9 protein-coding genes and 1 tRNA gene are annotated in these 11,880 nt (G+C 72.5%); 7 read left to right on the forward strand and 3 right to left on the reverse strand.

All coding sequences use genetic code 11. The features are described 5' to 3' along the window. The 3 genes from ACIA6C_RS25600 to ACIA6C_RS25610 form a co-directional block, all read left to right on the forward strand. Window positions 1-1,886 (forward strand): hypothetical protein (locus ACIA6C_RS25600; RefSeq protein WP_399279228.1); only part of this gene is annotated, 1,886 nt, incomplete at its 5' end. Between the two features lie 286 nt (window positions 1,887-2,172). Continuing rightward, window positions 2,173-3,951 carry an MFS transporter gene (locus ACIA6C_RS25605; RefSeq protein ID WP_399279230.1) on the forward strand — a complete coding sequence of 593 codons (1,779 nt, stop codon included), beginning with the start codon at window positions 2,173-2,175 and terminating at the stop codon, window positions 3,949-3,951. Between the two features lie 89 nt (window positions 3,952-4,040). After that, window positions 4,041-4,244 carry a hypothetical protein gene (locus ACIA6C_RS25610; protein ID WP_361137244.1) on the forward strand — a complete coding sequence of 68 codons (204 nt, stop codon included), beginning with the start codon at window positions 4,041-4,043 and terminating at the stop codon, window positions 4,242-4,244. Window positions 4,245-4,333: 89 nt separating this feature from the next. Here ACIA6C_RS25610 and ACIA6C_RS25615 read toward each other — a convergent pair. Further along, window positions 4,334-4,406: transfer RNA gene (locus ACIA6C_RS25615), tRNA-Arg, on the reverse strand. Between the two features lie 125 nt (window positions 4,407-4,531). Next, complete coding sequence (locus tag ACIA6C_RS25620; RefSeq protein WP_399279232.1) at window positions 4,532-5,809, reverse strand: M6 family metalloprotease domain-containing protein; 1,278 nt, start codon at window positions 5,807-5,809, stop codon at window positions 4,532-4,534. A 295-nt stretch (window positions 5,810-6,104) separates the two neighbouring features. Here ACIA6C_RS25620 and ACIA6C_RS25625 point away from each other — a divergent pair, with 295 nt between their 5' ends. From ACIA6C_RS25625 to ACIA6C_RS25640, 4 genes are all read left to right on the forward strand, one after another. Next, window positions 6,105-6,815 carry a TetR/AcrR family transcriptional regulator gene (locus ACIA6C_RS25625; protein WP_399279234.1) on the forward strand — a complete coding sequence of 237 codons (711 nt, stop codon included), beginning with the start codon at window positions 6,105-6,107 and terminating at the stop codon, window positions 6,813-6,815. Between the two features lie 107 nt (window positions 6,816-6,922). Then, window positions 6,923-8,455 (forward strand): MFS transporter, encoded by a 1,533-nt coding sequence (locus ACIA6C_RS25630; RefSeq protein WP_399279236.1) that lies wholly within the window; start codon window positions 6,923-6,925, stop codon window positions 8,453-8,455. Between the two features lie 161 nt (window positions 8,456-8,616). Next, a complete protein-coding gene (locus ACIA6C_RS25635) occupies window positions 8,617-9,381 on the forward strand; it encodes a dioxygenase (protein ID WP_399279515.1) in 765 nt (254 codons plus the stop codon). Window positions 9,382-9,789: 408 nt separating this feature from the next. Next, a complete protein-coding gene (locus ACIA6C_RS25640; protein WP_361137240.1) occupies window positions 9,790-10,770 on the forward strand; it encodes a sigma-70 family RNA polymerase sigma factor in 981 nt (326 codons plus the stop codon). A 155-nt stretch (window positions 10,771-10,925) separates the two neighbouring features. On the opposite strand, the gene ACIA6C_RS25645 is transcribed toward ACIA6C_RS25640, so the two are convergent. After that, entirely contained in the window at window positions 10,926-11,876 is a 951-nt protein-coding gene (locus tag ACIA6C_RS25645) for a YafY family protein (RefSeq protein ID WP_366080870.1), read from the reverse strand. Window positions 11,877-11,880: the final 4 nt, after the last annotated feature.

The following is an 11,880-nucleotide window of genomic DNA, read 5'->3' on the forward strand; positions in this document are numbered from 1 at the left end:
AGCCGCGTGCGGCTGCCGAGGGCGAGCGGGGTTCCGCTGCGGCGGAGAAGCCGGCCCCGGCCGACAGTGAGCGCACCGCCGTCTTTCGTGCCGTGAAGCCGGGCACCGCCGGGCAGGGTTCCGCTGGTCGGGATTCGGCCAAGGCGTCCGGGTCGGGTGAGCCGGAGAAGACCGCGTTCGGCGTCGCGAAGCCCGGCTCCCAGCAGCCCTCCGGGGACACCGGTACGGCCCCGGCCGACAGCGAGCGCACCGCCGTCTTCCGCAAGCCAGGTTCCGGGGACCCCCGTACCGCCCCGGGCAAGCCGGCCGCCGCCGAGCCCGCCGACAGCGAGCGCACCGCCGTCTTCCGCGCCGTGAAGCCGGGCGCGCCCGCGCCGACCGCCGAGGGCCGGGATTCGGCCAAGCCCGCTCCCGGCGCCCCGGCCGGCGGCCCCGCCGCCAAGCCGACCGCCGCCAGGCCGGCCGGAGCCAACCCGCGCGGAAGCACCTTCGTACCGCTCGGCGGCGACGGCCCCCGCCCGCCCGCCTCCGAGCCGGTCCGGCCCCCGGCCCGCCCGCACCCCTCGCCCGACGCCGAGCGGACCACGCAGCAGCCGCTGCCCCCCAAGCCGCCGCTCGACATGCTGGCGGACCTCACCAACAACCCGCCCCCGCCGCCGACCCCCCTCCGCACCGCGGTCCGGCGGGTCAAGATCTACGCGCCGATCGTCCTGCTCCTCGCGGTCGTCCTGGCCGTCGTGCAGCTCGTACGCCCGCTGCCGGCGCCCCGCCTCGCCATGAGCGCGAAGTCCTCGTACACCTTCGACGGCGGCGCACCCACCCTCCCCTGGCCGAAGGAGGGCCAGGGCTTCATGGCCGCCGCCGGCCTCGGCACCGTCGGCACCTTCGGCGAGCAGAAGCCGATCGCCATCGGCAGCGTCGCCAAGACCATGACGGCCTACGTGATCCTCAAGAACCACCCCCTCAAGCCGAGGGAAAAGGGTCCGATGATCGACGTCGACAAGACCGCCGTGGACGACGGCCGCAAGGAGTCCGAGGGCGAGTCCACGGTCAACACGCTGAACGAGGGCGGCAAGATCTCCGAGTACGACGCCCTCGCCGCGATCATGATCCCGTCCGCCAACAACGTCGCGCGCCTGCTCGCGCGCTGGGACACCGGCGGTGACCAGGAGGCGTTCGTCAAGAAGATGAACGACGCCGCCCGGGAACTCGGCATGACGAACACCACGTACACCGACCCGTCCGGCCTGGACCCGACGACGGTCAGCACCGCCGAGGACCAGGTCAAGCTCGGTCTCAAGGTCGTCGAGATGCCGGAGCTGCTCGCGATCACCAAGCTCCCGAACTGGACCGACCCCACGGGCAAGACCTGGCGCAACTACAACGACCTCGTCCCGTACAACGGCGCCGTCGGCATCAAGACCGGCTCCACCACCAAGGCCGGCGGCAACCTGCTCTTCGCCGCCGAGAAGAAGGTCGGCAAGACCAACCAGCTGATCGTCGGCGCGGTGCTCGGCCAGTACGGCACCCCGATCCTCGGCACCGCCATCGCGGCGAGCAAGGACGTCATGCTCGCCACGCAGAAGGCGCTGATGGACGCGACCGTGGTCAAGAAGGGCGATGTCGTCGGGTACGTGGACGACGGGCTCGGCGGTCACACCCCGGTGGTCGCCACCGGCGACGTGCAGGCGGTCGGCTGGCCCTCGCTCACCGTCACGGTGAAGCTGGGCGACGGCGGCGCCAAGCTGCCGGAGACCGCGAAGGCGGGCACCGAGGTCGGGATGCTGACCGTCGGCGAGGGCGCCAGTCAGGTGAAGGTGCCGGTGGCGTTGAAGAGCGACCTCGTCGCGCCCGGCATCGGCAGCAAACTGACTCGCGTCGGCTGACCCACGGCCCCAAGGCCCCACGGCCTCACGGCCCCAAGGCCCCAAGGCCTCACGGCCCCAAGGCCTCACGGCCTCACGGCCCCAAGGCCCTCGGCCGCACAGCCCCAAGGCCCACGGCCCTCGGCCCCACGCCCTCGGCCCACGATCCGCACGGGCGCCCCGGACAACCCCGGGGCGCCTGAGCGCGTCAGTGAAGAGGGAGCCCGCGCCGGGAAGGAAGGGCCGGAAGGCCGCAAGGGCCGGGGGACGGACGGACGCGTGAACGCGACGGAAGAGAGCGTCGGCAGTGACCACCGCTGAGCAGTACAGGCGACCGGAGCGCGCCCACGACACCGGACCGCGCGAAGGGTCCGGCGGGAGCTGGGCGCACCGGCACCCGGTGGCCGTCGCCGCCGCCCTCGCCGCGGTCCTGCACGTCGTCTGGTTCTTCAGCTTCGCCAACAGCGGGGGCGACCTGGCGGCGCAGGACGCGTGGGCGGAGTTCGTCGGCCGCCACCCCGACACGGCGTACAACCTCGCCTGGTACGGGGGCATGCACCCGGTCTCGTACAGCGTGGTTTCGCCGTACCTCATGCACGTGCTCGGCGTCCGGACCACGATGATGGTCGTCGGCACCGTCTCGGCGGCGCTGCTCGCGCTGATCCTGACCCGGTGCCGCGGCGCCGTACGGCGTCCGCTGTGGCCGGCCCTCGCCGGGGTGTACGGGCTGTTGTGCAACGCCCTGTCCGGGCGCGTCACCTTCGGGCTCGGCGCGATGTTCGCGCTGGCCGCCGTCGCGGCCGTCTTCTGCTGGCCGCGCAAGTGGGCGGAGCGGCGCGGGGCGAAGGCCGCCGTCGCCGCCCCGCTCGCGGGGCTCGCCACTGCTTCCAGCCCGGTGGCCGGCCTCTTCCTCGGGGTGGTCGCGGCCGCGCTGTTCCTGAGCGGGCGGCGGCCGGGGGCGTACGCGCTGGGGCTGGCGCCGGTGGCCGTGGTCGGGCTGTCTGCGTGGCTGTTCCCGTTCTCGGGGACGCAGCCGATGAAGCTGGGCTCGGCCTGGCTGCCGTTCGTCTTCGGGCTGGCGATCCTGTTCCTGGTGCCGAAGCGATGGAAGACGGTCCGGATCGCCTCGGCCGTGTACACCGTCGGCGTGTTCCTGACCTGGGCGATCGACTCCCAGGTGGGGTCGAACGTCACCCGCCTCGTGATGCTGTTCGGTGGGGCGGTGCTGCTCGCGGCGCTCCCGTACTCGCTCCCGCGCTCGCGACGCTGGTACGCGGTGGCCGTCGCCTTCGCCGGGCTGACGGCCTGGATCACCGCCAACAGCATCACGGACATCATCCGTACCACCCCGCTGGCCGCCTGGAACCGGGAGCTGGCCCCCCTGGTCGACCAGCTCCAGAAGGCGGGCGCCGACCGGGGGCGGGTAGAGGTGGTCCCGGCCAGCAGCCACCGCGAGTCGTCGGCCTTCCCGTCGTACGTGAACCTCGCGCGCGGCTGGAACCGCCAGGCCGACCTGGAGCGCAACCCGCTCTTCTACGACGACACCCTCACGGCCGAGAGCTACCGGTCCTGGCTGGAACGCTGGGCCGTGCACTACGTGGTGCTGCCTGCCGACAAACCCGACTCGGGCGGGGCGGACGAGGCGAAGCTCGTGCGGGAGGGGCTGCCCTACCTCCAGCAGGTGTGGGGCGACGCGAACTGGCAGCTGTACAAGGTGCTCGCCCCGACGGACCTGGTGGCCGGGGCCGCCACGGTGGTGCGGGCGAGCGCCGACCAGCTGGTCATCGCGGTACGGGAGCCGGGGCGCGTCCTGGTGCGGATCCCGCACTCGCCCTGGCTGGGGCTGGTCGACGCGGCGGGCAGGGCGGTGGCGCCGCCGCAGGAGACCTTCGCGTCCAGGGCGGCCGCCACGGCGCCGAAGCAGTACGCGAACACGGCCGGCTGCCTGTTCAAGGCCCCGGTGGACACCGACGGGGACGTCTGGACGGAGCTGCTGGCCCCGACGGCGGGACAGTACCGGGTGTCGGCGAAGTACCAGCTCCCCCGGGGTACCCCGTGCCCGGAGGAACTCCTCCACGGCCCTTGATCGGCGTGCGCCGTCCCCCGTACCTGCATACGATCCGGTTAGACCGATTGGCAGACCGATTGGGTGCTTCCCGAGGGAGTGACGACGGGATGAGTAAACAGCACAAGCAGGACGTCCGGACGGCGATCACGAAGGCCGCGGAGCAGACCCACCTGCCCCGCACGCCGGGTCACGGCTTCGAAGGTCCGGTCCCCAGCAAGGTCAAGGGCGGGGCCCACACGAAGGCAGCCCTCAAGCGCTCCGGCGCCCCCCAGGGCGACCGCATCGGCGAACGCACCAAAGGCCTGAGCTGACCCGTCGCCTGCCCGTCCTCCCCGGCAGCCGCAAACCCCGAAGGCCCCCCACCTACCCGGCGGGGGGCCTTCTCCATGCCACATCAACGTGCCCTCGGCAGGATTCGAACCTGCGACACCGGCTTTAGGAGAGCCGTGCTCTATCCCCTGAGCTACGAAGGCGGGAGCGTGCGGACCCGACTGCGAGGCCGGGCCACCGCGGTCAGTGTAGCGGGTGACGCTTGATCCGCATCTGCGGTCCCTGCACTGGCGGGTGGGCGCGGGGGGATCAGGGCGGGCGGTGGGGGTCAGGGGCGGGTGATGCGGATCTGGAAGGTGCCGTCGGGGCGTTCGGACGTGACCGCGATGGTGATGCGCGCCTTGGGGTCGGTGAAGGTCTCGCCCGCGCGGAAGGGGGCGTCCGAGAGTTCCGAGTGGACGTTCGGGCGGCGGGTGCAGCCGCCGCTTCCCGTCGTGCTGTCGGAGACCGTGACCGGGCCGCGGCCCGTGTCCACCTGGGAGTCGACCTTGTAGATCAGCACCCCCGGCTTGCACACGGACTCGTCGTTCCCGGCCTGGGTGCGCACCTCCACCGCGTAGCCGCTGTTCTCCGTCAGCGGTACGAAGGCCAGCTTCCTGCCGCCCTCCACCCCCAGCGGCGTCAGTACCTGCTCGGTGATCCCGGGCTTCGACGCGCAGCCGATCTGGTTGCTGTCCAGCCAGCCGAGCTTCCACTTGTGCCAGCCCAGCAGGTCGTTGTTGGCGCCCCAGTCCTCGCTCATGATGTCCCAGTGCCCGACCGCGCCGCCCCCGTCGGCGGTGTACAGGTCCGGCAGCCCGAAGACGTGGCCGTTCTCGTGCGGGAGCACCCGGTAGCCGGTCTGCCGGTAGGAGCCCGAGCCGTCGTCCTGCCGGCTGAACACGAAGGACGTGTTGGAGAGCGGCACCCCGTCGGCCATCGGCGCCTCGCCGTTGCCGGAGAACGTCACCGACAGGACGGTGTCCAGGGCCGACGGCCCGGCGTTCGGAGTGACCAGGACGTTGATCAAGTCGTAGCGGCTGAAGTCGACCTCCGCGTCGGCGGCCTGGGCTATGTGCTCGACCAGCTGCCGGTAGCCCGGCTCGTACGCGGACCCGCGCCCGATCCCGTACGCCGCGAACGGCATCGGCATCCGCAGCCAGTTCCGTATCGGCGCCTCGGCCCGGTAGGTGAGCCGGCCGTACGAACTGGTCCGGAACCAGTCCGAGGTCTGGGGGAAGAACTCCGCCAGCCGGTCCATCGCCGAGCCCTCGCCCTTGGCGTCGGGGAAGTCGATCATCAGGTTCAGTGCCCGGACCTCGCCGGTCGAGCGCGAGTACCCGGGCGGCGTCGGAAGCCCCTCGGACATCTGGACGCCCATCGTGCTCGCGATCCGGCAGGGCGCGAGCGCCGAATCGACGCTCGTGGCCACGGGGCCGGCGGCGGAGTGGGTGCGGCTGGATATCCCGGCGCTGGCGGTCGCCGTGACGGCGATGGCCAGCGCGGCGATGCCGACGTACGCGCAGGTGCGGCGTGGACTGCGTATCCGGTGGCGGGTCTGCGTCATGGAGCTCGCCTTCGGGCCGCGGCAGCCGGCCGGGCCCGGTCTGCTCTCCGTGCGCTCACCCTCCGACGGCTGCGGCGCGCCCGCGCGTCAGGAGCGGCCAAACGGGAGCCCCGGGCCGCGGGAGTGTGACCCAGGCCACACGGATGAGTGAAATAACCGGGGAGTCCATCCCCGTTTGGAGTATTGACCCCGCAAACGGGGACGGCCTCCCCGTTTCAGGTGGCCGCCGCACCCGCGGGACATCGACGAGCCATCGACGAGCCATCTGCGAGTCCAGTGCCGAGGAGGCCCCGGAATGAAGCGCTCCACCACCGCCGCCGCGGCTGCCGCCGCGCCCCGGGCATCGGTGGACCTCACCGCCCCGGCCCCCGGTCGCGGCGGCGGACTCCCGCGCCCGCGCGCCGACGCCGTCCGCAACCGGGAGCGCATCCTGGCGGCGGCCCGCGAGCTCTTCGTGGAGTTCGGCTCGGCCGCCCCCTTCGACGAGGTCGCGCGCCGGGCCGGCGTCGGCAACGCCACGCTGTACCGGCACTTCCCGGACCGGGCCGCCCTGGTCCACCACGTCGTGCTCTACGTCATGGACCGGGTCGTCCTCCACGCCGAGGAGGCCCTCGCCGAGGAGCCCGACGCCTTCGCCGCGCTGTGCCGGTTCACGCACGCGGCCGCGGACGAGCGGTTCGGCGCCTTGTGCCCGATGCTCTCCGCCGACTTCGACCACGACCACCCCGAACTCCTCGCGGCACGCGGCGCGTTGGCGGAAGCCATCGAGAACCTGCTGGCCGCGGGCCAGGGCGGCGGACTGGTCCGCACCGACATCGGGGTCGGTGACCTGATGGTCGCCCTCTCCCAGCTCGGCCGCCCCCTGCCGGACACCGGCTGCATGGACGCGGACCGCTTCATCCACCGTCACCTCCAGGTGTTCCTCGACGGTTTGCGCGCTCCGGCCCGCTCCGAGCTGCCAGGCGGCGCGACGACCCTGGAGGACCTGAGGCGGACCGCCATGTGATGCCCCGGGTCGAGCAACCGTTCTTGTAGGAGCAGTTCCGTCATTTCGCAGCAGTGCCGCGTTGCCGCAGCAGTGCCGTCATTCCGCACAGTGAAGTGGGTACCCCCATGTCCAAAACAGCCGCGACACCCCCGTCGGCTGCGGACCCCAGCCGCTGGAAGGCCCTCGTCTTCATAGCCCTGGCCCAGCTGATGGTCGTCCTCGACGCGACCATCGTGAACATCGCCCTCCCGTCCGCCCAGACCGACCTCGGCATCTCCGACGGCAACCGCCAGTGGGTCATCACCGCCTACGCGCTGGCCTTCGGCGGCCTCCTCCTGTTCGGCGGCCGCATCGCCGACAAGTGGGGCCGCAAGAAGACCTTCATCACCGGACTCGCGGGCTTCGCCCTCGCCTCCGCGCTCGGCGGCGCCGCCACCGGCGAGGCCATGATGCTGGGCGCCCGCGCCCTCCAGGGCGCCTTCGGCGCACTGCTGGCGCCCGCCGCGCTCTCGCTGCTGGCGGTCATGTTCACCGACGCCAAGGAGCGGGCCAAGGCCTTCGGCATCTACGGTGCGATCGCGGGCGGCGGCGGCGCCGTCGGCCTGATCCTCGGCGGCTTCCTCACCGAGTACCTCAACTGGCGCTGGACCTTCTTCGTCAACATCCCCTTCGCGATCATCGCGGCGGCGGGTGCCTGGCTGGTCATCCGTGAACCCGCCGGCGGCCGCAACCGCGCCCGGCTCGACGTCCCCGGCGTGATCCTGTCGACCCTCGGCCTCGTCGCGCTCGTCTACGGCTTCACGCGCGCCGAGTCCGCCGGCTGGTCGGACGCCCTCACCGTGGCCATGTTCGTCTCCTCCGCCGTGCTGCTCAGCGGCTTCGTCCTCGTCGAGCGCAAGGTGAACGCCCCGCTGCTGCCGATGCGCGTCCTGCTGGACCGCAACCGCGGTGGCGTGTACCTCTCCCTCGGTCTGGCCGTCATCGCGATGTTCGGGCTGTTCCTCTTCCTCACCTACTACCTCCAGGTCGTGAAGGGCTTCTCGCCCGTCAAGACCGGTTTCGCCTTCCTTCCGATGATCGCGGGCATGATCACGGGCTCCACCCAGATCGGCGCCCGCCTGATGACCCGCGTCCCGCCGCGGCTGCTGATGGGCCCCGGCTTCCTGCTCGCCGCCACCGGCATGCTGCTGCTCACGCAGCTGGAGGTCGGCTCCTCGTACCCGGCGCTGATCCTCCCGGCGCAGCTGCTGCTGGGCCTGGGCATGGGCTCGGCGTTCATGCCGGCGATGTCGCTGGCCACCCACGGGGTGAACCCGGCCGACGCCGGCGTCGCCTCCGCCATGGCGAACACCTCGCAGCAGGTGGGCGGCGCCATCGGTACCGCGCTGCTGAACACGATCGCCGCCTCGGCGACGGCCGCGTACCTGACCGACCACGCGGCCCAGGCCGCCGCGGGCGGTGCGGCGGCGAAGCTGATCCAGGCGCAGGCCATGGTCGAGGGCTACTCCTCCGCCATCTGGTGGGCCGTCGGCATCCTGGTCACCAGCTCGCTCATCGCGTTCACCCTGATCAACACGGGCCGCCCCGGTTCGGCCGGCCCGGTCGCTTCGGGCGGCGGCGTGGCGGACGAGGTGCGGATCCCGGTGGTCGCCCACTGACGCGGGCCCCGCGCGCCGTACGGGAATGACGGATGACCCCGCTTCGTTCAAATTTGAACGAAGCGGGGTTAGTCTTTTCGTGGGACCGCGTACGGGACCCCCGCCACCGGTCATGAGGAGCGCGCACCGTGCCTACGAACACCACCCCCCGAGCGGGCCGCATGCCCGCGCTGTACCTGAGCCACGGCGCCCCGCCGCTCGCCGACGACCCGGTCTGGCCCGGCGAACTGGCCGCCTGGTCGGCCGCCCTGCCCCGCCCCCGCGCGATCCTGATGGTCTCCGCGCATTGGGAAGAGGCCCCACTGGCCCTCGGAGCCACCGAGCGGGCCCCGCTCGTGTACGACTTCTGGGGCTTCCCCGAGCACTACTACCGGGTGCGCTACGACGCCCCCGGCGCCCCCGGGCTCGCCGCCTCCGTACGCAAACTGCTGCATGCGCCCGGGACCCCGGTCCAGGAGATACCGGACCGGGGGCTCGACCACGGGGCGTACGTCCCGCTCGTGGAGATGTTCCCGGAAGCCGACGTCCCGGTGCTCCAGATATCCATGCCGACGCTCGACCCGGTCCGCCTGATGGAGATCGGCCGCACCCTCGCCCCGCTGCGCGACGAAGGGGTCCTGATCGTGGGCAGCGGCTTCTTCACGCACAACCTCGCCGCCCTCCGCCACGCGGGCGGCGTTCCCGGCTGGTCGACGGAGTTCGACGCCTGGGGCCGCGAGGCGCTGGCTGCCGCCGATGTGGACGCCCTGCTCGACTTCGAGGCGAAATCCCCGGCCGGCCGCCTGGCCCACCCCCGCACGGAGCACTTCGCGCCGCTCTTCGTCACCCTGGGCGCAGCCGAGGCCTCGGGCGATCTGGGCGCTCCGGTCACACCCGTGGACGGCTTCTGGATGGGGCTGTCGAAGCGCTCGCTCCAGTTCGGCTAGACCGCGGCCGGGCCTGCTCCGGGCAGGCCGGGTCCGTTCCGGGCAGAGCCATGCAGGTCTCTCCGTATCCGGCCAATCGGGTCATTCGCTCACCAGTCCAGGCAACCAGGAGCCGGCCGGGGCCGTCTTGACAGCAGAAGGTGTGCCCTGCGCTTGCGCGGATATACGACGCCCGAGATGGACGGCGCGCGGCCGTGAAAGACGGCGATGGCGGGGCAGGGTACTGCAAGATCTGGAAAAAAGACGGCCCCCATGGGAATTCTGTCCCGATTCCAGTCGTTGTTTCCATCGGAAGCGGGCACTCGGGAGAGTGTCCGGAGGACGCGTCGACCGTGCCGTACTTCTCACAGCCGAGGCGTCCGGCAGCCGCACCGCGAACGAAATCCATCGCATCGCAAGGGAGCACGCATGGCAACCCGCGCCGTCGCCCGCAGTCAGTCCACGGGCAGTGCCCGCGCCGCGGGCGGCGAGATCGCCGATCGCGACCTGGTCGGCATGTACCTGGACGAGATCGCGCGCACCCCGCTGCTCGACGCGGCCAAGGAAGTGGAGCTGTCGCAGATCATCGAGGCGGGCGTCTACGCCCGGCAGATCCTCGACGGCGCGATAGAGCGCGCCGGGGAGAAGACCCCCGCGCGCGAGGAGCTGGAGGCCCTGGCGGCCGAGGGAGAGCGCGCCAAGGAAGTCTTCATCCGCTCCAACCTCCGCCTGGTCGTGGCCGTCGCCCGCCGCTACCCGCGCAGCGGGCTCCCCCTGCTCGACCTGATCCAGGAGGGCAACGCCGGCCTGGTCCGCGCGGTCGAGAAGTTCGACTACACCAAGGGCTTCAAGTTCTCCACGTACGCCACGTGGTGGATCCGCCAGGCCATCACCCGTTCCATCGCCGACCAGTCCCGGACCATCCGCCTCCCCGTCCACCTGGTCGAGGAGCTCGGCCGGATCCGCCGGATCCAGCGCGAGTTCAACCGTGAGAACGGGCGGGACCCGGAGCACGCGGAGATCGCCGCCGAGCTGGACACGACGGAGAAGCGCGTCGGTGACGTGCTGGACTGGGCGCGAGACCCGGTGAGCCTCAACATGTCCGTCGATGACGAGGGCGACACCCAGTTCGGGGACCTGCTGGAGGACACCTCCGCTATCTCCCCGGAGCAGTCCGTGCTGTCCCTGCTGCGCAGCGAGGAGCTGGAGGACCTGCTCGGCAAGCTCGACCAGCGCACCGCGTCGATCATCAAGATGCGGTACGGGATCGAGGACGGACGCGAGCGCACGCTGACCGAGGTCGGCAAGCAGCACGGCCTGACCCGCGAGCGGATCCGGCAGATCGAGAAGCACGCGCTGCTGGAGCTCAAGCGGATGGCGCGCGACACCGGCTTCGACGCCGTGGCCTGATCGGCCCCCGCCCGATCGGCCCCCGCCCGAACGGCCGCGGAAGACGGAGCACCCCAGAACGAGCCCCCGGTGCCTATCCCCCCCAGGCGCCGGGGGCTCCCCGCTGTCCGGGCGGAGCGACCGCCCGCCCCGGGCCCGGCGGCCGAGCCCCCATCTCACGCCCCGGCGGGGCTCGACCTCGCCAGCCGCGCCCCCAGCGCCCGGGCGGCTTCCGCGAGCGCCGGCGGGGTGTGGACCGTGAAGTCCGCCCCCGTCAGAGCGAGCCGGGCCGCCAGCCACTCCGGCGCGTCCCCGCTCTCGAACCGCACCCGGCACCCCTGCGCCACCGGCACCTCCTGCCCCCTCAGCCACCCCGGCAGCGCCTCGGCCGGCGCGTCGAAGGTCACCTCGACCGCGTACGTCTGCTCCCCGCGCAGCCCCCGCCGCACGAACTCCGCCGCGTCCACCGGCAGCGCCCGCGGGGCGAACCGCGCGCCCGTCGCGAACGGGTCGCTGACCCGGTCCACCCGGAAGGTCCGCCAGTCGTCCCGCTCCAGGTCGTACGCGACGAGGTACCACCGGCTCCCGGTGCTCACCAGCCGGTACGGCTCCACCAGCCGCCGGGACTCCGCCCCGTCCCGCGCCCGGTACGCGAACCGCAGCCGCTCCGGACCCGCCACCGCCGCCGCCATCGTCGTCAGCGTCCGCGGATCCACGCTCGCCCCGTCGCCGCGGGTCACCGCCACCGTGGCCGACTGGAGCGCGCCCACCCGGCGCCGGAGCCGCGCCGGCAGGACCTGCTCCAGCTTCGCGAGGGCCCGTACGGACGCCTCCTCCACCCCCTCGATGGCGTGCCCGGCGCCCGCCCGCAGCCCCACCGCGATCGCCACCGCCTCCTCGTCGTCCAGCAGCAGCGGCGGCATCGCCGCGCCCGCCACCAGCCGGTACCCGCCCTCCGAGCCCAGCGTGGCCTCCACCGGGTACCCCAGCTCCCGCAACCGCTCGATGTCGCGCCGGATGGTCCGGGCGCTGACCCCCAGCCGCTCGGCCAGCTCGCTGCCGGGCCACTCGCGCGGGGTCTGGAGCAGCGAGAGCAGGGTGAGCAGCCGGCCGGGAGTGTCGTTCATGACA

The organism is Streptomyces sp. NPDC051578, assembly GCF_044454045.1.
Taxonomy (GTDB): domain Bacteria; phylum Actinomycetota; class Actinomycetes; order Streptomycetales; family Streptomycetaceae; genus Streptomyces.

Excerpts from the sequence above, each read along its gene's own strand:
- ACIA6C_RS25610 (WP_361137244.1), top strand. The coding sequence starts at position 4,041 with ATGAGTAAACAGCACAAGCAGGACGTCCGGACGGCGATCACGAAGGCC.
- ACIA6C_RS25620 (WP_399279232.1), bottom strand. The coding sequence starts at position 5,809 with ATGACGCAGACCCGCCACCGGATACGCAGTCCACGCCGCACCTGCGCG.
- ACIA6C_RS25625 (WP_399279234.1), top strand. The coding sequence starts at position 6,105 with ATGAAGCGCTCCACCACCGCCGCCGCGGCTGCCGCCGCGCCCCGGGCA.
- ACIA6C_RS25630 (WP_399279236.1), top strand. The coding sequence starts at position 6,923 with ATGTCCAAAACAGCCGCGACACCCCCGTCGGCTGCGGACCCCAGCCGC.
- ACIA6C_RS25635 (WP_399279515.1), top strand. The coding sequence starts at position 8,617 with ATGCCCGCGCTGTACCTGAGCCACGGCGCCCCGCCGCTCGCCGACGAC.
- ACIA6C_RS25640 (WP_361137240.1), top strand. The coding sequence starts at position 9,790 with ATGGCAACCCGCGCCGTCGCCCGCAGTCAGTCCACGGGCAGTGCCCGC.
- ACIA6C_RS25645 (WP_366080870.1), bottom strand. The coding sequence starts at position 11,876 with ATGAACGACACTCCCGGCCGGCTGCTCACCCTGCTCTCGCTGCTCCAG.